The organism is Anaerolineales bacterium (assembly GCA_015075725.1).
Classification (GTDB): Bacteria; Chloroflexota; Anaerolineae; order Anaerolineales; family Villigracilaceae; genus Villigracilis.
This window is the reverse complement of sequence record JABTTV010000001.1, coordinates 1,373,424-1,400,370: the sequence shown is the minus strand read 5'-3', so window position 1 is coordinate 1,400,370 and position 26,947 is coordinate 1,373,424. Positions and strand designations below refer to the sequence as shown.

The 26,947-nt window shown below is 51.6% G+C and carries 25 protein-coding genes; all 25 read left to right on the top strand.

Annotated features, from left to right (window positions below):
- Positions 1-71 precede the first annotated feature (71 nt).
- Positions 72-1,532, top strand: a complete 1,461-nt coding sequence (locus tag HS100_06695) for an aldehyde dehydrogenase (GenBank protein MBE7433585.1) — start codon at positions 72-74, stop codon at positions 1,530-1,532.
- Entirely contained in the window at positions 1,529-2,278 is a 750-nt protein-coding gene (locus HS100_06690) for an acylneuraminate cytidylyltransferase family protein (GenBank protein MBE7433584.1), read from the top strand. The genes HS100_06695 and HS100_06690 overlap by 4 nt, the downstream gene beginning before the upstream one ends.
- 66 nt (positions 2,279-2,344) lie before the next feature.
- Positions 2,345-3,211 (top strand): methyltransferase domain-containing protein, encoded by an 867-nt coding sequence (locus HS100_06685; GenBank protein MBE7433583.1) that lies wholly within the window; start codon positions 2,345-2,347, stop codon positions 3,209-3,211.
- Between the two features lie 25 nt (positions 3,212-3,236).
- A complete protein-coding gene (locus HS100_06680) occupies positions 3,237-4,220 on the top strand; it encodes a hypothetical protein (protein ID MBE7433582.1) in 984 nt (327 codons plus the stop codon).
- Positions 4,208-6,184, top strand: a complete 1,977-nt coding sequence (locus HS100_06675; GenBank protein MBE7433581.1) for a 1-deoxy-D-xylulose-5-phosphate synthase — start codon at positions 4,208-4,210, stop codon at positions 6,182-6,184. Before HS100_06680 ends, HS100_06675 begins: the two co-directional genes overlap by 13 nt.
- Positions 6,185-6,187: 3 nt before the next feature.
- Positions 6,188-7,597, top strand: a complete 1,410-nt coding sequence (locus tag HS100_06670; protein MBE7433580.1) for a hypothetical protein — start codon at positions 6,188-6,190, stop codon at positions 7,595-7,597.
- Positions 7,598-7,627: 30 nt separating this feature from the next.
- On the top strand, positions 7,628-8,263 hold the full coding sequence (locus HS100_06665; protein ID MBE7433579.1) for a hypothetical protein: 636 nt from the start codon (positions 7,628-7,630) through the stop codon (positions 8,261-8,263).
- Entirely contained in the window at positions 8,260-9,246 is a 987-nt protein-coding gene (locus tag HS100_06660; GenBank protein ID MBE7433578.1) for a glycosyltransferase family 2 protein, read from the top strand. The genes HS100_06665 and HS100_06660 overlap by 4 nt, the downstream gene beginning before the upstream one ends.
- Positions 9,247-9,301: 55 nt before the next feature.
- Complete coding sequence (locus HS100_06655) at positions 9,302-11,074, top strand: hypothetical protein (GenBank protein MBE7433577.1); 1,773 nt, start codon at positions 9,302-9,304, stop codon at positions 11,072-11,074.
- Positions 11,075-11,092: 18 nt separating this feature from the next.
- Positions 11,093-11,770, top strand: a complete 678-nt coding sequence (locus HS100_06650) for a class I SAM-dependent methyltransferase (GenBank protein MBE7433576.1) — start codon at positions 11,093-11,095, stop codon at positions 11,768-11,770.
- 13 nt (positions 11,771-11,783) lie between these two features.
- On the top strand, positions 11,784-12,617 hold the full coding sequence (locus HS100_06645) for a glycosyltransferase family 2 protein (GenBank protein MBE7433575.1): 834 nt from the start codon (positions 11,784-11,786) through the stop codon (positions 12,615-12,617).
- The gene (locus tag HS100_06640; protein ID MBE7433574.1) at positions 12,614-13,402 is read left to right on the top strand and encodes a class I SAM-dependent methyltransferase; all 789 of its coding nucleotides are present in this window, start codon (positions 12,614-12,616) and stop codon (positions 13,400-13,402) included. The genes HS100_06645 and HS100_06640 overlap by 4 nt, the downstream gene beginning before the upstream one ends.
- Positions 13,403-13,418: 16 nt before the next feature.
- Positions 13,419-14,387 (top strand): glycosyltransferase family 4 protein, encoded by a 969-nt coding sequence (locus HS100_06635; GenBank protein ID MBE7433573.1) that lies wholly within the window; start codon positions 13,419-13,421, stop codon positions 14,385-14,387.
- A gap of 323 nt (positions 14,388-14,710) precedes the next feature.
- The gene (locus HS100_06630; protein ID MBE7433572.1) at positions 14,711-15,481 is read left to right on the top strand and encodes a glycosyltransferase family 4 protein; all 771 of its coding nucleotides are present in this window, start codon (positions 14,711-14,713) and stop codon (positions 15,479-15,481) included.
- Between the two features lie 15 nt (positions 15,482-15,496).
- A complete protein-coding gene (locus tag HS100_06625; protein ID MBE7433571.1) occupies positions 15,497-16,633 on the top strand; it encodes a glycosyltransferase family 4 protein in 1,137 nt (378 codons plus the stop codon).
- Positions 16,633-17,523 (top strand): glycosyltransferase family 2 protein, encoded by an 891-nt coding sequence (locus HS100_06620; GenBank protein ID MBE7433570.1) that lies wholly within the window; start codon positions 16,633-16,635, stop codon positions 17,521-17,523. The genes HS100_06625 and HS100_06620 overlap by 1 nt, the downstream gene beginning before the upstream one ends.
- Positions 17,520-18,440, top strand: a complete 921-nt coding sequence (locus tag HS100_06615; protein MBE7433569.1) for a GDP-mannose 4,6-dehydratase — start codon at positions 17,520-17,522, stop codon at positions 18,438-18,440. Before HS100_06620 ends, HS100_06615 begins: the two co-directional genes overlap by 4 nt.
- Positions 18,437-19,426 (top strand): SDR family NAD(P)-dependent oxidoreductase, encoded by a 990-nt coding sequence (locus HS100_06610; protein ID MBE7433568.1) that lies wholly within the window; start codon positions 18,437-18,439, stop codon positions 19,424-19,426. The genes HS100_06615 and HS100_06610 overlap by 4 nt, the downstream gene beginning before the upstream one ends.
- A gap of 1 nt (position 19,427) precedes the next feature.
- Entirely contained in the window at positions 19,428-20,141 is a 714-nt protein-coding gene (locus HS100_06605; protein MBE7433567.1) for an NTP transferase domain-containing protein, read from the top strand.
- Positions 20,142-20,336: 195 nt separating this feature from the next.
- Complete coding sequence (locus tag HS100_06600; protein ID MBE7433566.1) at positions 20,337-21,389, top strand: glycosyltransferase; 1,053 nt, start codon at positions 20,337-20,339, stop codon at positions 21,387-21,389.
- A gap of 4 nt (positions 21,390-21,393) precedes the next feature.
- Complete coding sequence (asnB, locus tag HS100_06595) at positions 21,394-23,280, top strand: asparagine synthase (glutamine-hydrolyzing) (GenBank protein MBE7433565.1); 1,887 nt, start codon at positions 21,394-21,396, stop codon at positions 23,278-23,280.
- Entirely contained in the window at positions 23,277-23,897 is a 621-nt protein-coding gene (hisH, locus tag HS100_06590) for an imidazole glycerol phosphate synthase subunit HisH (protein ID MBE7433564.1), read from the top strand. Before asnB ends, hisH begins: the two co-directional genes overlap by 4 nt.
- The gene (gene hisF, locus HS100_06585) at positions 23,894-24,652 is read left to right on the top strand and encodes an imidazole glycerol phosphate synthase subunit HisF (GenBank protein MBE7433563.1); all 759 of its coding nucleotides are present in this window, start codon (positions 23,894-23,896) and stop codon (positions 24,650-24,652) included. The genes hisH and hisF overlap by 4 nt, the downstream gene beginning before the upstream one ends.
- Positions 24,653-25,777 (top strand): N-acetyl sugar amidotransferase, encoded by a 1,125-nt coding sequence (locus HS100_06580; protein MBE7433562.1) that lies wholly within the window; start codon positions 24,653-24,655, stop codon positions 25,775-25,777. It abuts the gene before it with no gap.
- A gap of 77 nt (positions 25,778-25,854) precedes the next feature.
- Positions 25,855-26,871: a glycosyltransferase gene (locus HS100_06575; GenBank protein ID MBE7433561.1), complete on the top strand. Its 1,017-nt coding sequence runs from the start codon at positions 25,855-25,857 to the stop codon at positions 26,869-26,871.
- Positions 26,872-26,947 lie beyond the last annotated feature (76 nt).

Below are 26,947 nucleotides of genomic sequence, written 5' to 3'. Positions count from 1 at the left end.
GTGTAAAATAGAATGGAATTTATGTTCCAAAAAGTGTTTTGCAATGTAGATCCATTCTTTGAAGTGATAATATGATACTTAAACAAATCCCCAACTGGATTGGCACCCAAGAACAACCTACTCAATTGAATGAGTGGTTCGAGAAAATCAACCCCGCGAACGGACAGGCCCTCTTCAAGGTGGCGCGTTCACGGCAAGCGGATATTCAACAAGCCATTGAACTGGCGAAGAAAGCTCAGCCAACTTGGGCGGATACACCTGCGGTGCAGCGGGGTATGATTCTACACAAGATCGTTGTGGGGATGCAAAACCGTCAGGGTGAGATCGCTGCCATTGTCGCTGCAGAAACTGGAAAGTCCATGAAAGAGGCGTTGGGCGAAACGGGCGGAGCGATCCAATGCGGGTTGTTCTATGCCAGCGAAGGTCAGCGTTTGTATGGTCGCACCACCACGAGCGGCACGGCGAATAAATATGCAATGACGATTCGTCAACCCATCGGAGTGGCAGGACTCATCATCGCCGCGAACACGCCAATCGCGAATGTGGCGTGGAAGGTTTTCCCTGCGCTCATCTGCGGTAATGCCGCCATTTTGAAAGCTGCCGAAGATACGCCAGCCACGGCATGGATCTTTGGTCAGATCGCAAAGGAAGCGGGTTTGCCTGATGGCGTGCTAAGCATCATGCAGGGATTTGGCAAAGAGGCGGGTGCTCCGTTGGTTGCGCATCAGGATGTGGGCGTGATCAGTTTTACCGGTTCGACCGAGGTGGGGCGCATCATCAACCGTTCAGCGGGGGAACGCTTCGCGCGCATCTCGCTGGAACTGGGTGGGAAGAATCCTCTCGTAGTGTGTGACGACGCCGACTTGGAGAACGCCGCCAAGTGGGTGCTGCTCTCAGCCTTCAGCAATGCAGGACAGCGCTGCGCATCCACCAGCCGGATTATTGTTTTTGAGTCTGTGTATGAGAAGTTCCGCGATATGCTCGTGGAAAAAACGAAGAAGTTGAAAATCGGCACGGCAGATGATTGCGATTTTGGTCCTGTCATCAATGAAGGACAATTGCTCAGCATGGTGGCTGCCGTGCAAAAGGCAAAGGAGAACGGCGCGACCATTCTGTGCGGCGGCGAACGTATGACCGATGCCGAACATAAAGACGGCTATTACATGGCGCCGACTCTGATTGAGAATGTTGATCCGCACGATGAAATTTCGGAATGTGAGTTATTTGGCCCTGTGGCGTTGTTATTCAAGGCGAAAGATTTTGAGTACGCGCTTCAAATGGCAAACGATACGCCGTATGGTTTGAGCGCCAGCATCCATACCAGGAGCATTCATCGCGCCACGCGGTTTTATGACAAAGTGCAGACAGGCGTGGCGGTGGTCAATGCAGGGACGTACGGCTCCGAGCCGCACATGCCCTTCGGCGGACGCAAACTTTCGGGCAATGGTTCACGTGAACCCGGTACGGAAGCGCTCAACATTTATTCGGAATTGAAGGACGTGTATATCAACATCGACCCGACGCAGGTATGAGCAAAGAGAATCCTTCCATCATTGCTTTGATTCCCGCCCGCGCCGGTTCAAAACGCGTGCAGGGAAAAAACATCCGCCCGCTGGCGGGGCATCCGCTGATCGCGTACACGATCTGTGCCGCCAAGCAAAGCGGAATCTTTGCCGATATTCTCGTCTCAACCGACTCGGAAGAGTACGCTGAGATCGCCCGTTCGTATGGCGCGGAAGTTCCCTTCCTGCGTCCGGCTGAAATTGCAGGCGACCTTGCGCTCGACATCGAATGGCTGGACTTTACGCTTCACAAACTGAAAGAGATGGGACGCGAATATGATTGTTTCAGCATTCTGCGCCCAACCAGCCCCTTTCGTTTGCCGAGCACCATTCAACGAGCATGGAATGCGTTCAAAGCCGAAGAAGGTGTAGACTCGCTCCGCGCTGTGGAAAAAGTAAAAGAGCACCCTGGCAAGATGTGGGTGATTCGCGGCAAGCGCATGATGCCATTGCTGCCGTTCGGACCGAAGGAACAGCCCTGGCACAGCACGCCCTATCAAAGCTTGCCCGAGGTCTATTCGCAGAATGCCAGCCTTGAAATTGCCTGGTCGCGTGTGGCCTTCGATGGGCGAACCATCGCGGGCGAAGTGGTCATGCCGTTTGTTTCGGAAGGCTATGAAGGCTTTGATGTGAATCATCCCTACGATTGGGATTTGGCGGAACGTCTCGTTGCAAGCGGCGAGGCGCAACTGCCAAGGGTAGAAAAAATTTCATAAAGAAGGATCAAGCACAAGCGCGGAATGAGGCGCAGCATCTGGAATGGATAGAAAGAGAAACCACGAATGACTCCAATAGAATCTGAATCTAGAAATTTATATGATGTGATTTGGGGTGTTCGCCGCGATACTTCGGATTGGAGCGTGGGACGTTTTGAAAAGCTATACGATTTGATCGGCACGTATAACATCCGCGGCAAGCGTGTGTTGGATGTGTGCTGCGGCATGGGTTCAAAGACGTATGCTGCGCTGGAACTTGGCGCAAAGGTTTGGGCGCATGATGGATCGGTGGAAGGTCCGAATCTTTTGAAACAGCATGTCGAAAACCAGAATGCCGTTCCTGAAAATTTGAAAGGTTGGAATCGGTGGCGGTACCGGCTTTCCAAACCTGAGGCGAAGAACCTTACCCTTGCGCCGGGTATTGATATTACCGAGATATCAAACCATTTTGGTGATAAGAAATTTGATGTGGTTTACATGGGATGGGCGTTGATGCATGTGGAAAATCCAGCCCGCGCGGCAGCTGACCTTCAAAAACTAACTGTGCCTGGTGGGTTAATCGCGATTTCGTATTTTAACCAGAATTCCACTTCGCAGATCATCAAGGATATTCGTGAGTATACGCTGGGACTTCCCATGGAAGAGGCAGCAGACATCACCGCAAAAATCGGCAAACGCTGGGGCTTCGATAAGAGCGTCAGTCTGCGCGACCTGCTCGAAGGTACCGAAGGTAACCGGACCCTCACTGCGTTAAAGAGGCTGGCTGAGGAAAAAGGGTATACACCTGAAGAGATCGAGAAGGACCTTCATTTCGAGGATATGCAGACCCCATACCTCTATAATTTGGATGACGATGTAGTAGCGGGATATTTCGAAGAATCTTCGAAGATCATTTTCCGCCGCCCGGGTTTGATTCGCGCAAGAAAACTATAAGGCAGGTTAATCTGACAATCGATTTATGAAGACCTTTCAAGAAATTCTCTCATCCGTGTGGATGAAAATCCCCAAGCCTTATCCCGCCCTCGCACAACTGGCGGCAGATTACGATTCTCGATGGACGGCGGGTTCGGACATCCTTTATCTTGGCGATTCGGTGGTGGAGCGCATCTCGTGGCACGACACGGATAAGCGGACTCTTGACCGCATGGTTGCCGATGGACTTTCAGGTGAAAAAAAGCTGCTTTGTATCGCGCAGGCCGCATATCATTTCCGACTTTACTTTCATCTGCTGGAAGTACTTCGGTCCATGCGGAACAAACCGGGACTTGTCATCCTACCCGTCAATATGAGATGCTTCTCGCCTCAATGGGACTTGAACCCGGCGTGGCAATTCGAGGAAGAGATTCAAGCGTTGGGAGCATATCCGCAAACCAAAAGAATCCCCGCCATTCGCGGCAATGCCGATGCGCTGACATATTCAGAAACAGAGCGCAATCTTGCGCTTGACCTCCCGTTCACGGAATTGAAATGTCTCGGTCAGTTCCTCGACATTATCAAAAATATCCCGACCGACCTGCAAGGGAAGTTTTACCGCAGAAAGCAGATCTATATCCTCCATTATCTCAACATGCTGCAGCACAATCACCGCAGGCTGGAGTATCTCGGCAAAACGCTTGACTTGCTGAGCGAACTGAATATCCGCGCATTATTGTATATTACTCCGATCAATTATGAGGGCGGAACAAGACATGTTGGTCAAGGGTTTATGGATATCGTCCGCGCCAATGCAAAAGTCGTGCAGGACTATATTTATCCCTGGTTAGGAAAAGATCGGGTTTGCTTCTTGAATCTTCAAGAGTATTTAATATCTGATCACTTTTTTCATGCTGACGAACTCACCGAACATTTGAACCAAACCGGGCGGATGATGGTAGCGCAGGCACTCGTAAATGAAATCGAAGGAGTTATGAAAGTTAACAACGAGGAAACATGGTCGAACTAAAGCTGATCCCCGTGGAAGAATTTAAGCGCGTTCGCAATTCATCCGCCGACAAATACAAGAAACTTCAGGTCATCGCGGATATGTGCCGCGCCAACACGCTCACCGAAGTGAAGCGCGCGGGGTCGGGGCATCTCGGCTCGAGCTTCAGCGCAATGGATATTGTGGTGTGGATGTATTATGAAGAGATGAACACCATCAAGGTTGGCTTCGACAGTCCCGACCGCGATATTTATTTTTCATCGAAGGGACATGATGTGCCGGGCTTGTATGCCGTGCTGCATTCGCTTGGTGAAATTCCCGATGCCATGCTCATGTCACTGCGCCGCCTCAATGGGTTGAATGGTCATCCCGATATCAGCAATCGCGGCATGGAAGCCAACTCGGGTTCGCTCGGCATGGGCATCTCGAAGGGGCGCGGCATGGCGTGGGCGAAGAAGTACAACAACCATGGCGGGCATGTCTTTGTGATGACCGGCGATGGCGAATTGCAGGAAGGGCAGAACTACGAAGCCTTGCATGTTACTGCGCATCACAAGGTCGATAACCTCACCGTCATCGTGGATGACAACAAGGTGCAATCTGATAAGCCCGTTGCCGAGATCATCGACCTGCGCAATCTTGTCGAAAAATTTACTGCCTTCGGTTGGCATGTCATTTGCATCGACGGGCATGATTTTCGTTCCATCGAAAAGGCGCTTGCCGAAGCCAGGCAGGTTAAGGGCAAGCCGCAGATTATCATTGCTGACACCATCAAAGGTCGCGGTATCTCGTTCATGGAGCATCCTGCCGCGCTTGAAATTGGAAAAGGACTTTATCCCTGGCATTCGGGCGCGCCGGATGATGCTGCCTTTGAGGCAGGTTATTCTGAACTGATTCAGCGCATCAATGCGGACCTCGCGGCTGTGTCGCTCGACCCGTTGCATTTGTCTCCCGTTGAGCCGGAAGTGAAAACCGCAAGCCCGTCCATGTTGGAAGGTGAACCTCTCAGCCAGGCTGCTTTGGATCATCTCTCTGTGAAGCCAACTGATGAATATGTTTCGCGTGCATACGGTCAAGCCTTGGTGGAACTCGCAGCCAAACGCAAAGACATCATCGTCCTCGATGCTGACCTTTCTTCTGATTGCAAAGTCCGCGATTTTGAAAATACCTACCCAGATCGCTTTATCGAAAACGGTATTGCCGAACAGGATATGGTTTCGATGGCTGCGGGACTTGCTCGTCAGGGACTGTTACCAGTTGTCAATTCTTTTGCCAGTTTCCTCGCTTCGCGTGCCAATGAGCAGATTTATAATGCTGCGGGAGAAAAGTCCAAGATCATTTATGCCTTGCACTATGCGGGCTTGATTCCTGCTGGTCCGGGCAAGTCTCACCAATCCCTGCGCGATATTTCGCTCTTCTCTGCCTTGCCGAATTGCACCATCCTGCAACCTTGCAGTGCTGAAGAGACTCGCATGGCGATGGATTACGCCGTGAACAAGACCGATGATGTGATTGCTCTGCGCCTCATCATTGGGCCAAGTCCACGCCGTATTACGCTCCCGGCTGGGTATGAGTTCAAGCCAGGGGTGGGCTGTCAACTCACAGCAGGGAAAGATGCGGTCATGTTTGCCTACGGTCCCGTCATGTTGCACGAAGCGCTCCTCGCCAGTGAACTCCTTGCCGAGCGCGGATTCGGCTTGAACATCATCAATATGCCCTGGCTCAATCGTGTGGATGTGAAGTGGCTGACCGAAGTCCTCAAGTCGTATTCCACCATCTTCATGCTCGAAGATCATCACCCCGCTGGCGGTTTGATGGATAACATTCTTACTGTGTGCAGTGAACATAGCTTGCTCAACGGCAAGCAGATGATCAAGTTCGCTGTGGAAGGCTATCCCGCCTGCGGTACGCCACAGCAGGCGCTTGCGTTCCATGAGCTGGATGGGTTGTCGTTGTCCAAGCGTGTGATGAAGTATTGTGGATAAAAAATGAACGATATCAAAATCGGTATTCCCCTCGGCGGAAAGATGGCGACCCGCGTATTGCATCAGCCGTCTTTTCGGGCGCGGCTTGCAAACAACGGATTCATACCCGTCTATTTTATGTGGTCGCAGTATTTTCGATCCTTTGAATTCGACCCGGAACAGTACCGCGAACTGCGCGTGGAGGAGTACGACAAATACGATCAGGCGCGCAGGCTGTTACGCACGATGAAGAAACTGCGCCGCTTCGTTATCATCACCGAGACGACCGACCTGCGCTTCCGCGAGGAAGTGGAAAGCACCCTGTATGACTCGCCCGCTTCGCAGGTGGGGTCGTACATCTTCTTCACCGACATCCTGCGGCACACACCGGGAATGGGAAACCTGTTGCTCTGGCTGGAGTCGACCTTCTACCAGCCGCGATTCCATGAAAAGGACATCCGCGAGAGTGGATTGAAATGTGTGTTGACCCCCGGCATCGGAAATTATGGTTTTGGTCATGCGGGGAATTTTGCCCGAGAGGGACAAAAACAGAATCTTCCTGTTTTTGCCAGCATTACCAATTACGACAATATCGTCAACATGGGGTATCGCGGATACACGCCGACGTGTCTCGCCGTCTGGAGTCAGCAAATGGCGGATGAGGCGATCCGTTTGCACGGCATCCCGGCAAACCGCATCGAGATCACAGGACCGTTGCAGTACGATAGATTCATTCAACCGCTCCCCATCGGCAGGGACGAGTTCCTGAAATCCATTGGTCTCGACCCGAAGCGGAAGACGATCTTCTTCGCTGGCGGCGTGAATATTACGCGCTATTTCGAGATCTACAAATTGTTCGTCGAGCAAAAGTCGCGCGTCTGCTCCGAGCCGTTCAATTTCGTCGTGCGCCCGTATCCACACGGCAAGTTGTTGGAGTCGCCGGGCTGGCAGGTGCTGGAGGAACTCTTCCGCAGGGAGGGCGTATATCTCTCCAACCCAGGCTCCATCGAAGCGGCGGGCGACCGCCGGAGCGAAATGCTCGAAGACTTGAACTTTGACGAGGGACCGGATGAACTGGCGTATCTCCTACATTACAGCGATGTGATGATCAACTACTTTTCCACCATCAGCCTCGAGGCGGCGATCTGCAATCTGCCCGTGATCCATTTGGGGTACGACGTTTACACCTACGGACACCGCTTCCACATGACATCCGCATTTTTACAACGCCAGACTCACAACCGGAGAACGCTGCGCCTTGCCGCCTCGCGGATCGCAAAGAACGAGGACGATCTGATCAAATATGTCAACGTGTATCTTGCAGACCGGGCATTGGAGCGCGAGGCGCGTCATGAGTACGCCGCATCCGAATGCGGCGAATTGGACGGCCGGGCGGGGGAACGCCTCGTCCAGATGATCAAGAGCCGCATGTAAAGGATTTACGAGAGAACGATGCAAAGAATCATGCAAACATTACAGACGCACGCCTATTGGATTCCACCGCTTCAGCGTCGGCTCGATCGAAGACGCCAGGAGGAGCAATTGTCCTGGTGGCGTGAACAGAAGCCGCGCTTCCTGCCGCTTCCGCACCTCATGAAGCAGGAAATATTGAAGCGATACGCAAAGGAATACAACCTGCTCATCCTGATCGAGACCGGGACATACATGGGCGAGATGGTCGAGGCTCTGCGCGAATCCTTTGAGAGGGTCTATTCCATCGAACTGAGCGAAAGGTTCGCCAGGCGGGCGCGAAGATACTTCCGCGGGCAAAGGAATGTGACAATCTTGCAGGGCGACAGCGGCGATGTGATCGGTAACTTGATGAGAGAGGTTGACCGTCCGGCGCTTTTCTGGTTGGACGGGCATTGGTCCGCGGATGAAACGGCGCGGGGGAAGAAAAGCACACCCATCATGGAGGAACTGAGTCACATCCTGCGCGCCGAAGACCTGCGTCACGTCATTATGATAGACGACGCGCGCGCCTTTGGGAAATCCGAGGATTACCCGACAATGAATGAACTGGAAGCCTTCGTCTTTTCGCTTCGCAAAAACGTGAAGATTTATACCGAAGACGACATCATCAGGATTTTGCCGCAATGACGAACGACCTGCCCCTGCTGACCATCGGCGTCTTGAGTTGGAATCGACTTCACTATTTACGCGCCACGCTCGAGTCCATGAGATGCTGTATCCAATATCCGAACATTCAATGGATCGTGCTGGATAACCTCTCTACAGAGAGCGGATTGGCGGACTATCTCAAAAGTTTGGGCTGGGTAGACGATCTCATCTTCATGAAATCAACCCACGTAGGTGCGATGAACGAGATCGTTTCGCGCGCGAAGGGCGAGGCGATATTGTTGTGGCCCGACGACATGCAGTTCGTGGTCGAAGGCGATTGGATGAAGGATTGTGTCGAAGTATTGCTGGGGAATCACTGGATCGGGAGCGTGAGCCTGAACTTCCAGCGGAGAGAGACGGTTCGGCGCATTTGGGGAAGGCAACGGCTCGACCGGGCGGGACTCAAGGAAGTATGGGACGAAGCCCGACGCCATAAGACGGGATTCCGCTTCCCTAAAAAATTATCCTCCACACGAGGCTATCCGATCCGGACGTACGGCTGGAGGGAGGATGGTATTATTGGCGCGGGAATCGCGTCGCTGACGCGCACCGACCTCTGGAAGACACTGGGTCCGTGGAAAATAGACAGCCGGGACCATAACATCGTCGATTCGAGCGGCGGCGGTGAGGCGGAGATGCTCGAACGCTGGCGAAACTCCGACATGCCGTTGCAACGCGCCATCCCTGTCCTGCCGGTCAGCGCGGATATCATCACCGACAGTTTGGGTACGAAGGCAAAGGTGCGCGGGGATAAGCGTTATGGCGATTACAGATCCCCCACTCAAGGCGATTTCTATTATCGCATTCGCAAGCATGAAGATGTTGCGGATCTCTGGAAAAACGACCTACCCGTGGCTTTCGAGGATTTTGTTGAGCCGGTCGGGTTTAATTTGCCTCTGGATGAGCACGGCAATTTGCTCAAAGGCGGCTTGAACATGTCGATTGTTTCCTCCATCGTTTGATGGACGTTGAATCAATTCAATAAATTATTTCTAAAGAATGATCGGAGATCAAATTATGAAAAGCGTGTTGGGCGTTACATTGGGTCACGACACCAGTTTTGCGCATGTGGTGGACGGCAAGGTGGCGGCGGTGATGGAGGCGGAGCGTTACTTCCGCCAGAAGAGATACAAACTGCATTGCCTGACGATGGAACCCGGCAAGCATGTCAGCGGGTATCAATATGTCTCGTTGGACGACATGGAATTGTTCCTCGGCATGGTGGCAAAGGAATGGGGTAAAAAGTTCGACGCGCTGGCGGTACAGAACCAGGGACGGGTGGAGGAGTTCAAGAATTTTCAAGACATCCTCGCCAAAAACGGGTTCGAATTCGGCGCTGCGTATCATATAGACCACCACCTGAGTCATGCCGCGCTGGCGTTCTTCACCTCCCCGTTCGATGAAGCCTTGATCCTGAGTTACGACGGTGAAGGCAACGACGGGCAGACGCTCATCTTCGGCGGAAGCGGCAGTAAGATCGAATACCTGCACAACGACCCGATGCGCTTCGGGCAGAGTTACAACAACATGGGCTACATTGCCGGGATCAAGCCCGAGATCGAAGGGACGACCTCGGGCAAAGCCATGGGTCTCACCGCCTACGGAGAAGTCATTCAAGAATGGATGCCGTACGCCCGCGAGTATGTCAAAAAGTACATCAAAGCCGCGCCGCGCCGGATCGAGGGATTGAATAAATACGGTAAGGCACATCGTATCAACGATGTCGCCTTGCGCGATATCCCCGACCTGAAAAAATTTCTCGTACAGGATGATGATCATGATGGCGGCGTGAAAGGGATGGTCAAAAACCTGATTGGCGACGGTAAAGTTCTTCGCCTGAACGGGCCGGAAGACAAAACCGCTCAAAACTTTTCACACACTGTACAGGCAGCATGGACCGAAGCGGTCGTTGATCTGCTCAAACCATATTTCGGAAAACATGAAAATCTTTGCGTCGTCGGCGGCTGCGCTCTCAACGGCATCACCAATTACGAGATCCAGCAGTTGGGCGTCTTCAAAGGCACGCACTTCGTCCCCAACCCCTCAGACTGCGGACTTTCCGCCGGGGCGGCTTTGTATGTTTATTGGACGCACGGAGATAACGGCACTTTCAATGGCTACGGCGAATATTTCTCGCCGTACTTGGGATTAGAAGCCTTCGATAAGAATGACCTTCCCTCAATTCGAGACCAGTATCCGCATATGGATTTGACAGCCGGGGAAACACCCGCGCTTTTGGCGAGACTGGTGTTTTCGGATTACATCGTCGGCGTGATACGCGGCAGGTATGAAGTTGGTCCGCGCGCGCTGGGCAACCGTTCCATTCTCTGCAATCCGTTGAACAAGGATATGAAAGATATCGTCAACCGCAAGGTCAAACATCGCGAGTGGTATCGTCCCTTTGCGCCGATCGCGGCGGCGGAAGACGCAAAAAAATATTTCACAAACATCGAAGATATACCCTACATGTCCGTCATCTGCTACACAAAACCGGAATACCGCGACGTTCTGCCTTCCATCACGCATGTAGACGGCAGTTCGCGCCTGCAAACGCTGCGCGAAGAGGCGCATCCCTTCATGCACAGGACTCTGAAGGAATTCGAAAAACTCTCTGGCATACCCATCATGTTAAATACATCGTTCAACCCCGGCGGCGAACCTATCCTCAACTTTTACGCTGTCGGTCTCGAGATGTTGAAGACCACCGAACTCGATTTCGTGTTGATCGAAGACACCCTGTTCTGCAAACCGGGGCGCGAGGAGATATTCGCTTCGATCAAAAAAGCATAATTGGATAGGCTCGACTCGATGACCTCCATCACGCCATCCCGCCGCGACTACTGGAACGCAGAAGGTTACATCACCTACCGTCGCTTGTGGCTCGATTCCGCGCTCGAGGCGTTCGCGCACGAGATGCGCGGCGTGGTGGTGGATGTCGGCGGCAAACGCGAGAACAAGCGCGGCGCATTCCAGCCGCCCGAAGGTCAGGCAAAGTCGTGGTGGTACGTCAACCTTGATATGTCCACAAGGCCGAACGTGTACGGTGACGTCCAGCGGATTCCTTTAAGAGGAAAAAGCGTGGACTGCATCATCTGCACCGAAGTGCTGGAGCATCTTCCCCGTCCGGGGCGATGCGTGGACGAAATACGCCGCCTCCTGCGTGACGGGGGCTTGGTCCTTGCTTCGGTCCCCTTCCTCTACCCGGTCCATGCCGACCCATTCGACTACCAGCGTTTCACCGAAGACGGCTTGCGGAATTTATTCAAAGAATTCAAGACCGTCGAAGTGCATCGCATGGGCGGTTATGCAGGTTTGCTTGGGTTGATGCTTGAACTGGGCATCATGGGTATCGAGAACAGATTTGCGCGCTGGGCGATGAAATGGGTTTCACGCTGGCTGTGCCGCCGCGACCTTGCCTCTTTCGGCAACGAGAGCGAAGCTTGGAGTAAATTCACCACCGGGTATTTCGTGCGCGCGGTACGTTGAGGAGATTCGAATCATGCCGCAGTTTCAGATCGTTGGGAGCGTCCAGGTGCGCAACGAGGATGTTTATGTAAAACAGGTTGTCTTGAACATTCTGGATTTTTGCGACAAGGTAATCATCACCGACCATCGCTCCACCGACCGCACCTTCGAAATATGCAGGTGGCTCGCGGACGAGCATCCGAAGATCGAGTTGTCAAGCATCGAGTCTCCTCGCGAGGCGGCGATTGCCATTGAACCGTACTTCGGTACCGATACGTGGATCTTCGGCGTAGACGGGGACGAGGTGTACGACCCGCAGGGCTTGAAAATCATGCGCAGGCAATTGCTGGATGGCGCTTTCGCAAAGGATTTCTGCGTCTTTGGAAACGTGCTGAACGTGACATCGCTGGATATGAAAAGGAAAACCGCGTGCGGACACCTCGCCCCGCCTTCGCGTTCGATGACCAAACTTTATAATTTTTTCATGATCGAAAGCTGGGTGAACTGCCCCGAACGCCTATTGGGCGACGGCTTGACCTTCAAGGACGGCTTCGACGCGAACCTGCGCCGGTATCTTCACGAAGAACTTGATTGGGACGCGTCACCCTTCCGCTGTTTGCACATGCCGTTCATGAAGCGAAGCTCCACCCAAAAAATCCGCCTGAGCCGCACACGCCTGAATCCCGATGAGATCAACCGCATCGCCAACGAGACCGGCGGGATGACGAGGCTGTTCAGGACGATCCAACTTCACCTGATGAATCTTCTCGGCAGGGATTGGAAGAACCGGAAGTATCGGCGCGGTCCCCGCGTGGAAAAGGATGTATCCGCGTTCTTTCAGGAGTATCAGCTGGGAGGCGACGTATGAAGAATCACGACGCGGGACGGCGGGTGGAGGGGGAGCGCCTTGTCTATTACAACAAGACCGCCGACCAGGGCTTCTGGGAGGAGGTTTGGCTCAACGACCTGACTGACAGCTTTTACAAACCTTTTCGCGAAGGAAAGCTGTTCACGTTCGAGAAGATCTTCAAGCGGCATCTTCCCAAACGCGGTTTGATCCTCGAGGCGGGATGCGGCACGGCGCAATTAGTCGTCGCCTTGAACGCGCTCGGCTACAATTGCCTCGGGCTCGATTATGCGGTTAAGACATTGCGCGCAGCGCAACAACTTGCCGGCCCCCTTCGATTGATGTCCGGCGACCTGACCTCGCTCGGTTTCAGGGATAATGCCTTTGATGCGATTGTGTCCATCGGCGTGGTTGAGCATCGGCGCGAAGGACTGGAACCTTTTCTGGATGAAAAAATGCGCATCCTCAAGCCGGGCGGCGTTTTGTTGATCTCTGTGCCGTATTTCAACCCCCTGCGGCTCTGGCGCGCTAAACGCGGTGCATATGCTGCGGATGTGAGCGGGCTCGATTTTTATCAATATGCCTATGGACGACGTGAATTTATACAGTTCCTGGAAAATGCCGGTTTCGACATCGAAGCCTCATATTCCTATGCCCACCAGGATGCGCTCGTACAGGAATTGCGCTGGCTGGATTCTGCGCCGGAGCCGTTGAAGAAACTCATCCTGCGGGTGAGTAAATATGTCCCTTATGTCAATTCGCAGCTTGGTCACATGTTCATGGCGGTGACGCGAAAGCGCGCTTGAAAAATATGTAGTTTGAATGAAGATCGGTATTGTAAGCGCTTTAAGGGATGTCTATGCGATGGGTGCCGGGTGGTTTACAACGGCAGACCTTTCGCTCTTCCATGATTTCGAGCCGCCTCCCACCGGTGGCGGGCATCAATTCTTGCGTGCTTTCATCCGGGAGGCGGAGGCGCGCGGCTTGAAAATCGAAAACAACCGGATATCGCGCGCATCCCGCGCATGTATGTTCAATTCGTTCAATTTCGACGAAAGGCGGCTGGGACGTTTGAAGTCGAAATCCCTCTTGTCCGTCCACCGCGTGGATGGACCCGTGGACGTATACCGAGGCTGGGATGACGGCGTGGACCGCTATGTTCAAACTTTGAATGAAAAATTTGCGGATAGGACCATCCTCCAGTCGCGGTACAGCCTGGAGAAGCACGCCGAACTTGGATTTCGCTTCCGCAATCCCGTTGTAATCATGAACGCCGCCGACCCGCAGGTCTTCCATTCAGACGGCAAGATTCAATTTTCATGGAAGCGCAAGACCCGCTTGATTGCATCCGCCTGGTCCCACAACGTCAACAAGGGCACACCGGTCTACGAATGGCTGGATGAACATCTCGATTGGCATCGATATGAGATGACGTTTGTGGGGCGTAGTCCGGTGACATTCAATCACATTCGAATGATCCCGGCGGTGGATTCAAATCATATGGCGGGATTATTCCGTGAACACGACATTTATATCACCGCGAGCAAAAACGACCCGTGCTCCAATTCGCTGATCGAAGCGCTCGCCTGCGGACTTCCGGCCATTCACTTGCAGAGTGGCGGTCACCCCGAGATCGTGAAGCAGGCTGGGGTGGGGTTTGAGGCGGCGGAGCAAATCCCTGAATTGCTGGAAAAGATCATCAACGATTACGAATCGTTTCAGTCGCTTATCTCCATCCCGTCCATTCAACAGGTTACGGAAGAATATCTGAAGGTTCTGGAATTGTTGTGATGAAATCGGTTTTTCAAGGCGTTGCAAAAAGCATCATCCGCGCGGCTTCATGGAATTGGAAGCCGTATTCGCGTTTGATCCTGTACGGCGATAGCGTGGGCTGGTCTTTGGATTGGGATATGCGCGAACTGGCGCGTATTTCCCGCAGGCTGGGTGTTCGACTCGCGTCCCCTTTATGGAAACATGCCGCAACGCCGCAATCATTTTTCTTTGCCAGCCAGTTTTTTCTTGAAAGCGAATATTGGTTTCGCTTTTTACCGGGGCGGATTGCCTTTTCCTACTTTCATGGTTTGCCGAACACCGGCGATGAACTTATGGATCGTGTGTACAACGGGTTGCGCACTCATCACAAACATGTCGCCCGTATTCAGGTGACTCATACCGAGATGCGGGATGTCGCTGTAAGCACAGGCATTGACCCTTCCAAAGTTTTTTTGATTCCAATCGGAATCAACCTTGATTATTTTCCAATACAGACAGCGGAACGAAAAAAAGCAAGTCGCGAGAAATTGGGCATTCCCCAATCCGCTTTCGTGGTCGGTTCGTTCCAAAAGGACGGTGTCGGCTGGAGCGACGGGTTTGAGCCGAAATTGATCAAGGGACCGGATGTGTTTCTTGCGACGATCCGTTTGTTGAAAAAGGACATCCCTGAACTGTTCGTATTGCTGACGGGACCCTCGCGCGGTTATGTAAGGCGTGGGCTGGATGAGATGGGCGTGCCATATAAACATGCCTATTACAAGCATTATCCCGAAATGGCGGGAATGTTCGCCGCGCTTGATCTTTACATTGTCGCTTCGCGGCAGGAAGGCGGACCGAAAGCCATCCTGGAAAGTATGGCGAGCGGCGTGCCGCTGGTTACAACGCGCGTCGGACAGGCGATGGACATCGTGCAACACGGCGTCAATGCGTGGATGACGGATGTGGAGGATGCGGAAGGGCTGGCAGCTTTTGCCTTGCAGGTTTATCGCTCAGATTCCGATTCTTTGAACGCGGTTTTGAATGCCGGGCGTATCACTGCTGAGGCGAATTCCTACGATTCACAAACGAAGATGTGGGCTGGTTTCATGGATGGGTTTGTTGAACGCGGCTAAAACATGAAGTATGAAATGTTCAACTCTCTCAAGCGCACATTCCCGAAATTCTTTCGGGCTGTGTTTGCTTTGCGAGATTGGGTGGAGACCATCCCTGCCCGCTTGCAACTTTCAGCGCTTCAAAAATCCGACACATTTGCAGCCGCCTATCTCAGTCCGCAATTTCCCAACCCTCCTGCGCAGCGCAGTGAATTTGCCCACGGTGGCGCTGTCAAGTTGACCTATCTTGCAGAGAATTTTCCGCATCATTTTCCTGCCGCCAATTTGTTGTATGCGGTTAGCAGTGTGGCTCATCCTTTGCACATCGAAATTCTTGAGCGGGCAAAGCGCAAAGGATTAAAAATAATTGTTAATCAAAATGGCGTAGCTTTCCCTGCATGGGATGGCGATAACCATGAAGGCTCGAATCGCTCATTGAAACAAATCATCAGCTTTGCAGACTTTATCGTTTATCAAAGTCAATTTTGCAGAGATAGCGCGGAACGTTATATCTCCCCTCCGGATGCCCCAAGCGAGATCGTCTGCAATCCAGTGGATACCCGCCTCTTTTCGCCCGAGGCTTGTCAGGCAAAACCTGAAATCTTGACCTTACTTTTAGGCGGCAACCAATACGAAAAATATCGCCTTGAACTGGCGTTGCAAACGCTCAAAGCATTGCATCATGAAGTACCAAATGCAAAGCTGATCGTTACTGGCAACCTCTGGCTTCCGCGTGATGAAGCCGAAGCATGGACGAAGCAAGCCCTGCACGATATGAACCTGACCGAATATGTGACCTTTACCGGAACTTACGCCCAAAGCGACGCGCCGAAACTATATTCACAGGCGCATCTCTTACTGCATACTAAATATGCTGATCCATCGCCAGGGCTGGTTGGAGAAGCAATGGCGTTGGGAATGCCGGTTGTCCACTTGGATAATGGAGGTGTGCCAGAGTTGGTCGGTGATGCAGGGATTGGTGTGCATGTGCAACACGATTGGAATAAGATCAACCTGCCAGATCCGCAAGCAATGTCAGATGCGGTAATGCGAGTTTATGCCCGCCGAGAAGAGTATTCACAAAAAGCACGTCAACGGGCTGTAGACTTATTCTCTTTGGAAAAGTTTGTGGCTAAGCACAAAGAGATATTTGAGAAGGTTTTAAGTTCATGATGAAAATTGCTGTCATTATTTGCACTCGAAATCGTTTTGACGACTTCATAAAGACTCTGCCTTCCATTGTGGCACAATCTCGCCCGCCAGATGAGTTGATCGTCGTCGATTCTTCGGACGAAAAAAAACTTGAAAGCTATTTTGGTTCAGTTGATCTGTCATTCCCCATACGCTACTTTCACACCCAGCCTGGCTTGACCTTGCAACGTAATCACGGCATCAGTGAATGTTCAAACGATCTGATTTTTTTCTTCGATGATGATGTGGACTTGAACAAAAACTATCTTGCCGAAGTGGAGAAAATTTTTGTCAGTGATATACACTGTGAGATCGGCGCCGTGGGTGGCAAAATTATAAAGAACATACCGCCCACACCCCGGTTAAAATTTGAAGTTGCACTCTTTGGTTTTATTCGCCTCATCTTCGGTGTGGTAGGAACTCGTAATGGAAAATTCTATCCATCTGGTATGCCATCGCATCCACGCAGAAACCAGCCAAGCGGATATATCGAATGCCTCTCTGGTTGTTGCATGGCATTTCGACGCGAGGTTTTTGAGAAAGCAAAATTTGATGAAGCTCTGGCTCATTATGGTCTGATGGAAGATGTGGACATTTCAAAACAGACTCTCGATGCCGGGTATAAAATCTACTATCAAACTTCTGCCATTCTCATCCACAACGAAAGCCCGATGAACCGTCTCAAAGTTCAGCAATGGGCTGAGATGAGTGTGGTCAACTATGATTATCTCTTCCGCAAGAGTTGGGCGCAGGAGAAATGGCGCTGGCTTTTTTATTATTGGGCTTTGATTGGTTTGTTTGCCGTAAATTTTCACAGCCTCAAAGGCTTGACCGGCACGTTCAACGGAGTGAAGAAGGTTTTTAGTAAATGAAACGCGCATTGATTACGGGTATTTCTGGTTTTGTTGGCAGACATCTGAGAGATGAACTCATCCGCGAGGGATGGAATGTTTATGGATTCGACATCCGCCCGGCGGGAGAGAATGTTTTCGTGGGTGACCTCTCTGACCGCGCGGCTCTGACTCGTGCCGTAGCAGATTGCCAGCCTGATGCCGTGTTTCACCTTGCGGGCATTATCAAATCACAAGACCCGCAAGCTTATTACACTTCTAATCTGTTTGGGACGCTGAATCTTCTTGATGCGGTTATGCAAATGGAGAAGCGACCCAAGGTGGTGTTGGCAAGTTCTAGCGCGGTTTATGGCTTAACCAAGAGCGCACGACCCATTACAGAACGTTCCCCTTTGCGACCAGTGACAGAGTATGCCGTTAGCAAGGTGGCGCAAGAGAATGCGGCTCTGCGGTATCATTATGCGTTCGGGTTGGACGTGGTCATCGTGCGGATGTTCAACTTGCTCGGTCCCGGACAATCGCCGGATCTGGCTTGCTCGGCGTTTGCGCGCCAGATCGCGTTGGCAGAGATTTCGGGGCAAAATGAAATTGTCACCGGCAACCTCGATGCCAAACGTGATTTTGTAGATGTGCGAGATGCTGCACATGCCTTTGCCATGCTCGCAGAAAAAGGCAAAGCCGGTGAGACTTATAATGTTTGCTCAGGAAACTCGGTCGCGATTCAGCAATGTTTGAGTGAGATGCTGCTCAGGTCGAAGAAGCAGCTATCGGCTAGGGTTGATCCGGCGCGAGTTCAAAAGAACGATGTTCCCGTGCAGGTTGGAAGTTTCCAGAAGCTGCACAAGGCTGCGGGTTGGAATCCGCGCATTCCTCTAAATGAATCTTTAGCAGACTTGCTCAACGATTGGCGTGAGCGGGTCAAAGTGGAGTTGAAATGAATTGGAACGGTAAAAAAGTTTTGGTCACCGGCGCAGGCGGATTTATCGCCAGCCATTTGGTGGAACATCTTGTGCGTGAAGGCGCGCAGGTGCGCGGGTTTGTGCGTTACAACTCGCGTAATGATCTCGGTATGTTGAAATGGCTCGCGCCTGAAATTCTTTCGCAGGTGGAGATCATGCAAGGCGACCTGCGCGATAACGAAGCGGTGCGCAACGCTGTGCGCGGCGCGGACACTGTCTTTCATCTTGGCGCGTTGATCGCGATTCCATATTCGTATGTGAACCCGCGTGAAGTGATCGATGTGAATATCATGGGCACGCTCAACGTGCTGATGGCGGCGCGAGATTTTGGAACGCGCCGTGTGGTGCATACTTCCACAAGTGAGGTGTACGGCACAGCGCAGTATGTGCCAATCGATGAGAAGCACCCGTTGCAGGGACAGTCGCCCTACTCTGCCAGCAAGATTGGCGCGGACCGCATTGCTGAAAGTTTTTATCGCTCGTTTGAAACGCCGGTGGTTACGCTGCGCCCCTTCAACACGTTTGGTCCGGGTCAGTCCATGCGTGCGGTCATCCCGACCATCATCGTGCAGGCGCTCACACGTGATGAAGTCAAACTCGGCAGCCTTGAGCCTTCGCGCGATTTCACCTTTGCAAAAGATACCGCCAACGGTTTTGTGAAAGTCGCCGAAGCCGAAGGTGTGTTGGGCGAAGAGATCAACCTCGGCAACGACAATACCATTCGTATCGGTGACCTTGCCGAAAAGATTTTCAAACTCATCGGCAAGACCCCAAAAATTGTGGCTGATCCCCAGCGTGTGCGACCGGGCAAAAGCGAAGTGATGAAGTTGTGGGCGTCGAATGAAAAAGCCAAACGCATGATCGGATGGGAACCCCGCATCTCTCTCGACGAAGGCTTGCGCGCCACCATCGAGTGGATCTCTGCTCACATTGATCTCTACCGACCCGACCAATACACGGTGTAATATGCGAGCAGTCATCCTTGCGGGCGGCAAGGGCGCCCGCCTTGCCCCGTACACAACCGTTCTCCCCAAGCCGCTCATGCCCATCGGTGAAATGCCGATCCTTGAGATCGTGATTCGTCAATTGCAGAAAAAAGGTTTCGACGACATTACGTTGGCAACCGGCTACCTCGCCGAATTACTCATGGCATACTGCGGTGACGGGAGCAAATTCAATACTCGAATTGATTACTCCCGCGAAGAACAGCCCCTCGGCACGGCGGGACCAATTGCCCTCGTCCCGAACTTGACCGACACCTTCTTAGTGATGAACGGTGATTTATTAACTACCATTGATTACAGCGCCATGCTCAACTATCACCGTGAACGCGGCGCACTTGCCACGGTGGCTTGCTATCAGCGCGATGTAAAAATTGACCTCGGCGTGATCGAAGTAGATAACGATAACTGGATTTCGAACTACATCGAAAAGCCTACCTATCATTACTCGGTCAGCATGGGCATTTACCTCTTCGAGCCGGAGATTTTGAACTACATCCCCAAAGGTGAGCGGCTGGATTTACCCGAACTGGTCTTGAAGTTGATGGGCGATGGGAATAAGGTCAACGTCTTCCATTTCGATGGCTACTGGCTCGATATCGGCAGGCACGATGATTATGAACGTGCCATTGAAGAGTTTGCGAAGCATCGTGAAGCGTTTTTGCCTAACGAAAAATAACGAATGATCGTTCTCCTTTTCTCCAATTCCTACCCCTATGATTACGCAACCGAACAGACCTTTCTCAAAGGTGAGGTGGAGTTTCTCCGCAAGCGATTCGAGCATGTGATCCTCGTCCCACGCATCGTACAGGGAAATTTACTTCCCGTCCCTGATGGTGTGGAAGTGGATACGAGTTTTGCAGAATCTTTTACGATGGCTAGACGATTGGCTGAAAGCGTATTGGCAGTTTTCTCGAAGGATTTTTATCTTGATATAAAGCATCGCTTACCTTCCTCGCTCAAGCCTTCCTATTTGCGGAGAGTATTTTCTTTTGTTGCAGGTGCAAACCTAACCCGCAAGTGGATGGAGAATTGGTTGCAGTCCAACCGTGTTTCTGCAGATGAAGTGATTTGCAATACTTTCTGGTTTGACGAACTTGCAATGGGAATTGGTTTGGCGAAGAAGAAGTATCCTTCTTTGCGTGTTATCTCGCGCACTCACGGCTATGACCTATACGAGGAACTCTATGGCGACTGGCCCTGCCGTCTGCGGGCGATAGAGTTGATCGATGGTTTATTCCCCGATTCTGATATTGGCGTGAATTATTTGCGGGAAAAATATCCCCAGTTCAAAGAGAAATATGAAGCGGCGTTGCTTGGCGTAAAAGACCCGGGTGGAGTTGCCAGACCATCTGAAGATGGTGTGCTGCGATTTGTCTCTTGTTCCAATTTTCATCCAGTAAAACGCATTGATTTGCTTTTTGAAAGCGTCATGACTGCCGCGAAAAAACGACCCTCGCAAAGAATCGAATGGACACACTTTGGCGGTGTGGGAGAAATCAGGCAGCAATACACGCAACGGGTTATAAATGAATTCCCAGCCAATGCTAAGGCGAGTTTTCCCGGTTACAAAAGCCAGCATGAATTATTGCAAACTTACCTTTCTAACCCTGTGGATATCTTCCTCAATGTCAGTTCCACCGAAGGGACATCGGTTGCGATGATGGAAGCTGTTAGTTGCGGAATCCCTGTCATTGCCACAGCGGTGGGAGGGAATGTGGAAGTTGTCCGCGAGAAAAATGGATTGTTGCTCAGCGCAAACCCTACGCCAGATGAAATTGCAGATGCACTATTGAGTGTTTGTGATAATCGTGAGGCATGGCTAAAGAAACGCCAGGGCAGCCGTGAGGTTTGGCAGGAACGATATAATGAAACGACCAACTTTGAGGCGTTTGCCCAAAAACTGGTCGAGATAAGGAAGCGTTGATTTTATGTGTGGAATTGCTGGCTTTTGGAATCTGGACGGTAGACCTGTCAATCGTGAGGTGTTGATTCGCTTTACAAATCAACTCGCGCATCGCGGACCCGATGACTGGGACATCCATGTAGAGGAAGCTGCCAACCTTGGATTTGGTCACCGCCGCCTCGCCATTATCGACTTGAACACCGGTGACCAGCCCATGTCTTACATGGATGGGCGTTATTGGATCGTCTTCAACGGCGAGATCTATAACTTTGTTGAATTGCGTGCAGAGCTTGAATCACTGGGATATTCATTTAAGACCGATTCAGATACAGAGATCGTTCTTGCCGCTTACGATAAATGGGGCGAAGATTATCAGTTCAAACTTAATGGCATGTGGGCATGTGCGATTTGGGATAGCCATGAGCGCAAGCTATTCGTCTCGCGTGACCGTTTTGGCGTGAAGCCGATGATCTATCTTTTCGATGGCAAACGCTTTGCATTTGCTTCCGAAATGAAGGCTTTTCTTGCGCTTGATAATTTCCGCGCTGAATACAACCCGACCGTGCTTGCCAACTCGTTGGAAGATGCAACTCTGGTCGAAGGCGCGGAAGATTGTTTATTCCAAGGTCTCAAACGTTTATTAGGCGGGCATTGCCTTACTCTCAACGCGAATGGCGATATGAAGATTCGACGTTGGTGGCACACGCTTGATCATCTGCCAACCGTCCCTGAAAAATATGAAGACCGGGTCGCGCAATATCGCGAGTTATTCCTCGATGCCTGCCGCATCCGCATGAGAAGTGACGTGCCGATCGGCACTGCCCTCAGCGGTGGCTTGGACTCAAGCTCAGTGCTATGTTCGATGAGCCACATCCGCAAATCGGGTGATGCCACCATGCGCATGGCACACGAATGGCAGAAGGCATTCATCGGCACATGGCCCGGCAAGGTCATTGATGAGCGTCATTATGCCGATGAGGTTATCAAAAAGACTGGCGTCAACCCGATCTACTGCGAAATGAACGCGGACATGTATCTCGAACACTTCGACGAAATTCTTTATCAATTCGAAGAACTGTCCGACATTCATCTTGGTCCGTGGTTTGTTCACAAGATGCAGCGCCAGCACGGCGTGGTCGTCACCATCGACGGACACGGCGGCGACGAAGCGCTTGGCGGCTACACCTGGCATGTCTTCGCCGCCATGCGCGACGCCAACCCGATACGTTATGCCGAACTCGCATTGATCCGAAATAGCATGAGCCTGACTCATGGACTCGACACTTATATCAACGCCGTCAAGAATCGTTTGACTGGAAAAAAATCCGCCTCAAACGGGACCTCATGGCTGGCCCCCCAACCCAAGCCCTTCACTACGCCCGCAATGGAGCAAGATGCTCCACGTCTTGCCGGACGGGATGAACTCTTTAAGGCGCTCTACACCGACTTTCACTTTACACACCTGCCCATGAACCTGCGTGATTTTGACCGCCTCTCCATGGCGCACGGAGTTGAAGTCCGCTCACCGTTCATGGATTGGCGTTTGGTTACCTTTGCCTTTGCCATCCCATCCGCTCATAAAATTGGCGGCGGCTACACCAAGCAGATTCTGCGCGATTCGATGAAAGGTATCTTGCCCGACTCGATCCGTACCCGCACGAAAAAACTCGGCTTTCCAAATCTGGATGAAGGCTGGGACTCCCCGCGCGGGCATCTATTTATCAAGGATGCAGTTTCTTCTGCTGATTTCAAATCATCCCCATTCTGGGATGGCAAGCGTGTGAATTTTGATTTGGAGTCTGCTTTCCAAACTGGTGACAAGAATCGCATCCACAAAGCGTGGCGGTTGGTTCAGGCACAGTCTTTACTGAACATGTTCCGTGAGAAGACTGAGAAAGTGAGCGCGGCATGATCGTCGTTGTGGATTATGGCGTTGGTAACCTCGGTTCCATCGTCAATATGTTTAAGAAAGTTGGCGCAAAAGCTGTCGCTTCTTCAGACCCGGTGGTGATAAAAGATGCCGAAAAATTGATCCTGCCCGGCGTTGGCGCGTTCGACGCGGCGATGCGCAAATTCCATGAGACGGGTTTGGTTCCTGTTGTAGGTGAACTTGTTTTGGAGAAGAAAATCCCTGTGCTTGGTTTGTGCGTGGGACTCCAACTCATGACCAAGGGCAGTGAAGAGGGACGCGAAGCAGGCTTGGGATGGTTCGATGCGGAGACCATTCGATTCAAGTTCGACGGCGAGAATGCCCATCTCAAAGTCCCGCACATGGGTTGGAATGGAGCGCATGTTGTGCGTGAGCATCCGCTCGTTGCGGATTGGGATTCTGAGTCGCGCTTTTATTTTGTCCATTCGTATCATGTGGTGGCAAAGGATATGGATGCGGTCTTGGCAGAAACAGATTACGGTGTGAATATTCACTCTATTCTTGGGCGCGGCAATATCATGGGTACGCAATTTCACCCGGAGAAAAGCCATCGCTTTGGAATGCGTCTGCTCAAAAATTTTGCGGAGAATATTCGATGATCCGTCCACGTGTGATTCCTGCTTTGCTACTGAGGGGACAGGGCTTGGTCAAAACGGTCAAGTTCAAAGAACCGAAATATCTGGGCGACCCGATCAACATCGTGCGCATTTTCAACGACAAAGAAGTAGACGAACTCGTTCTACTTGACATCACTGCCACACCTGAAAATCGTGGACCACAATTTGATTTGTTGAAGAACATCACCAGCGAAGCGTTTATTCCGCTGGCGTATGGCGGCGGAATCCGCTCGATGAATGATGTACGGAAACTGCTCAGCATCGGCATCGAGAAGTTGATCATGAATACTTCTGCGGTGGAGAATCCCTCCCTGATTCGCGAAACCGCAGACCATGCGGGCAGTCAGGCGGCGGTCGTCTCGATCGATGTCAAAAAAGGGCTTCTTGGCAAGTATGAAGTTTTCACGCATTGCGGACAGAAGAAGACCTGGCTTGATCCTGTAAAGCACGCTGTCGAAATGGAAAAGATGGGTGCAGGTGAGATCATCATCAACTCGATAGACCGCGATGGTACGATGCAAGGCTACGATGTTGAACTCGTCCGCAAGGTGGCGGATTCGGTTCAAGTACCAGTCGTCGCCTGCGGAGGAGCCGGGAATTTATTCGATGTCTCCGAAGTCATCAAACAAGGTCACGCTTCTGCGGCGGCAGCAGGCAGTATCTTCGTCTTCCAAGGTCCATTGCGTGGTGTGCTGATCAGTTACCCCACACCGAAAGAATTGAAGGAATTTATCTAAATGACCGAATACCGAATGTGCAAGCGCTGTGTGATGGACACCAGCGATCCTGAGATTACGTTTGATAAAAATGGTGTATGCAATCATTGCCATACGTATGACCGACTCGTCCGTGAACATATTGTTGATGGAGAGGCGGGGCGTCAACGCCTTGAGAAGTTGGTGGCGGATATTAAACGCGCCGGGCAGGGCAAGCAATACGATTGTGTGATTGGAGTCAGCGGAGGTGTCGATAGCACCTATGTAGCATATCTCGTAAAGAAACTTGGACTGCGCCCACTTGCCCTTCATTTGGATAACGGCTGGGACTCAGAACTCGCCGTCAAAAATATCGAAGAGACGCTCAAGCGGTTGGAGATCGACCTGTATACCGAGGTCCTTGATTGGGAAGAATTTCGGGATATTCAATCTGCCTTTCTCAAAGCCTCCACGCCTGACTCTGAAATCCCCACAGACCATGCCATCGTTGCCATCCTTGGCAATATGGCGGCGAAACTCGGGGTGAAATACATTCTCATTGGGAATAATGTGCGCACAGAAACCCATCTTCCCAGCGCCTGGTCCGAAGGACATTTCGACTGGAAATATATTCGTGAACTGCACAAACGCTTCGGAACACGCCCGTTGAAGACCTTCCCACATTTTGGCTTTTTCACCTACTACATGCGCATGATCACCCAGAAGCGCATTGCAATTTTGGATTATGTTCACTATACCAAGAAGGAAGCCCTGCGCGTTTTACAAGAAGAACTTGGCTGGCGTTATTATGGCGGAAAACATTATGAGTCGATCTATACGCGTTTTTATCAGGGTTATATTTTGCCGGTAAAGTTTGGTTATGATAAAAGGCGTTGCCATCTATCGAGTTTGATCTGTTCTGGTGAAATGACCCGCGAACAAGCTCTGGAAGAATTAGAGATTCCCACCTATTCACCCTCCATGCAGGAGGAAGATCGGGAGTATGTAGCGAAGAAGCTTGGTTTTAGTGATGAAGAATTTAATACCGTGATGAACGCTCCCAAAAGGAGTTATTGGGACTACCCCTCTTATGGACATTTCATGGAGCAGCCCATTATTCAAGCCATGATTCCATCTGTCAAGAAAGTGATGGCGTTGTTTCAATAATGCGTATTGCCTATGTAACAATCCACGTTGCGCCGGGGATCATGCAGGGCGGGGTGGGGAAAAAGATCAGGACGCAAATGAACATCTGGCGTTGGCTGGGTCATGAAGTAACCCTATTTAGCCTCACGCCAACGGATATTCCCTTTCCGGATGAACGTCAATTTATCTTCGATGCAAAGACCAATCTCCTAAAGCGCGAGATAAATCGCGCCTCTGGTCTGATGCAGATGTTGGAATCGATCCGCGAATATAAGCCGGATGTGATCTACCTGCGTTTTGGGCTGTATTCATACCCGCTGCATCGTCTCTTTGAAATTGCGCCTGTCTTGTTGGAAACGAACTCCGACGACCGGCAGGAATATCATAAACGCGGCGCGTTCTTCTATTGGATGAACCGCCTCACACGCAATCTGACGTTTGGTCCTGCCTCCGGAATCATTTTCCCCTCCCATGAGTTGGTGGACGTGCTAATGCCGAAGCGCGACAAGCCGTTCCGCGTCATCTCCAACGGCATTGACCTGAGCCAGGCGGAGATGCTGCCACCGACAAATAACAAGCAGCCGGTTATCACCATGGTCTGCTCGCCCGGCATGAAATGGCACGGTGTCGATAAATTGATGGAATTTGCAGAGAAGACGCCGGATGTATTTGTGAATTTGGCTGGTTACTCTGAAAAGGACCTGCACATGCCCGCGCCATCCAACATAAAACTGCACGGTTTTCTCGACAAAGAAGGCATACGAGATGTATTGATGCAAACCGACGTTGCACTTGGAACGCTTGCCTTGCATCGCAATCAAATGCAGGAGGCATCTGTGCTGAAAGTCCGCGAAGCGCTGGCGTATGGGATCCCGGTCGTGATCGCGTATCACGATACAGATCTGCACGATGTTGAACTCGATACGATTCTCCGCATCCCGAACACTGAAAGGAATGTGGCAGAGAATAGGGAGCGCATCCGCCAGTTTGCGTATAACATGGTCGGCAGGCGGATAAATATCAATACAGTCGCGCCGCATCTCGACCAGCGTAAAAAAGAAGAGACTCGGTTGGAGTTCTTCGAGCAAATTTGTAAAAAGCAATCTTCCAGCTAATCCTTAGATTGCTTCGGGCGGAAGAACACCGCCCTCGCAATGACAGGAATTGCTTTTGTTATAATCCCGTCGCTTT

Bases quoted from the DNA above. Each gene is read 5' to 3' on its own strand.
- HS100_06580 (MBE7433562.1), top strand. From the start codon at position 24,653: ATGACCGAATACCGAATGTGCAAGCGCTGTGTGATGGACACCAGCGAT.
- asnB (MBE7433565.1), top strand. From the start codon at position 21,394: ATGTGTGGAATTGCTGGCTTTTGGAATCTGGACGGTAGACCTGTCAAT.
- hisF (MBE7433563.1), top strand. From the start codon at position 23,894: ATGATCCGTCCACGTGTGATTCCTGCTTTGCTACTGAGGGGACAGGGC.
- HS100_06655 (MBE7433577.1), top strand. From the start codon at position 9,302: ATGAAAAGCGTGTTGGGCGTTACATTGGGTCACGACACCAGTTTTGCG.
- HS100_06695 (MBE7433585.1), top strand. From the start codon at position 72: ATGATACTTAAACAAATCCCCAACTGGATTGGCACCCAAGAACAACCT.
- HS100_06660 (MBE7433578.1), top strand. From the start codon at position 8,260: ATGACGAACGACCTGCCCCTGCTGACCATCGGCGTCTTGAGTTGGAAT.
- HS100_06665 (MBE7433579.1), top strand. From the start codon at position 7,628: ATGCAAACATTACAGACGCACGCCTATTGGATTCCACCGCTTCAGCGT.
- HS100_06645 (MBE7433575.1), top strand. From the start codon at position 11,784: ATGCCGCAGTTTCAGATCGTTGGGAGCGTCCAGGTGCGCAACGAGGAT.
- HS100_06675 (MBE7433581.1), top strand. From the start codon at position 4,208: ATGGTCGAACTAAAGCTGATCCCCGTGGAAGAATTTAAGCGCGTTCGC.
- HS100_06640 (MBE7433574.1), top strand. From the start codon at position 12,614: ATGAAGAATCACGACGCGGGACGGCGGGTGGAGGGGGAGCGCCTTGTC.
- HS100_06670 (MBE7433580.1), top strand. From the start codon at position 6,188: ATGAACGATATCAAAATCGGTATTCCCCTCGGCGGAAAGATGGCGACC.
- HS100_06605 (MBE7433567.1), top strand. From the start codon at position 19,428: ATGCGAGCAGTCATCCTTGCGGGCGGCAAGGGCGCCCGCCTTGCCCCG.
- HS100_06685 (MBE7433583.1), top strand. From the start codon at position 2,345: ATGACTCCAATAGAATCTGAATCTAGAAATTTATATGATGTGATTTGG.
- HS100_06635 (MBE7433573.1), top strand. From the start codon at position 13,419: ATGAAGATCGGTATTGTAAGCGCTTTAAGGGATGTCTATGCGATGGGT.
- HS100_06690 (MBE7433584.1), top strand. From the start codon at position 1,529: ATGAGCAAAGAGAATCCTTCCATCATTGCTTTGATTCCCGCCCGCGCC.
- HS100_06625 (MBE7433571.1), top strand. From the start codon at position 15,497: ATGTTCAACTCTCTCAAGCGCACATTCCCGAAATTCTTTCGGGCTGTG.
- HS100_06615 (MBE7433569.1), top strand. From the start codon at position 17,520: ATGAAACGCGCATTGATTACGGGTATTTCTGGTTTTGTTGGCAGACAT.
- HS100_06600 (MBE7433566.1), top strand. From the start codon at position 20,337: ATGGCTAGACGATTGGCTGAAAGCGTATTGGCAGTTTTCTCGAAGGAT.
- hisH (MBE7433564.1), top strand. From the start codon at position 23,277: ATGATCGTCGTTGTGGATTATGGCGTTGGTAACCTCGGTTCCATCGTC.
- HS100_06620 (MBE7433570.1), top strand. From the start codon at position 16,633: ATGAAAATTGCTGTCATTATTTGCACTCGAAATCGTTTTGACGACTTC.
- HS100_06650 (MBE7433576.1), top strand. From the start codon at position 11,093: ATGACCTCCATCACGCCATCCCGCCGCGACTACTGGAACGCAGAAGGT.
- HS100_06575 (MBE7433561.1), top strand. From the start codon at position 25,855: ATGAACATCTGGCGTTGGCTGGGTCATGAAGTAACCCTATTTAGCCTC.
- HS100_06610 (MBE7433568.1), top strand. From the start codon at position 18,437: ATGAATTGGAACGGTAAAAAAGTTTTGGTCACCGGCGCAGGCGGATTT.
- HS100_06680 (MBE7433582.1), top strand. From the start codon at position 3,237: ATGAAGACCTTTCAAGAAATTCTCTCATCCGTGTGGATGAAAATCCCC.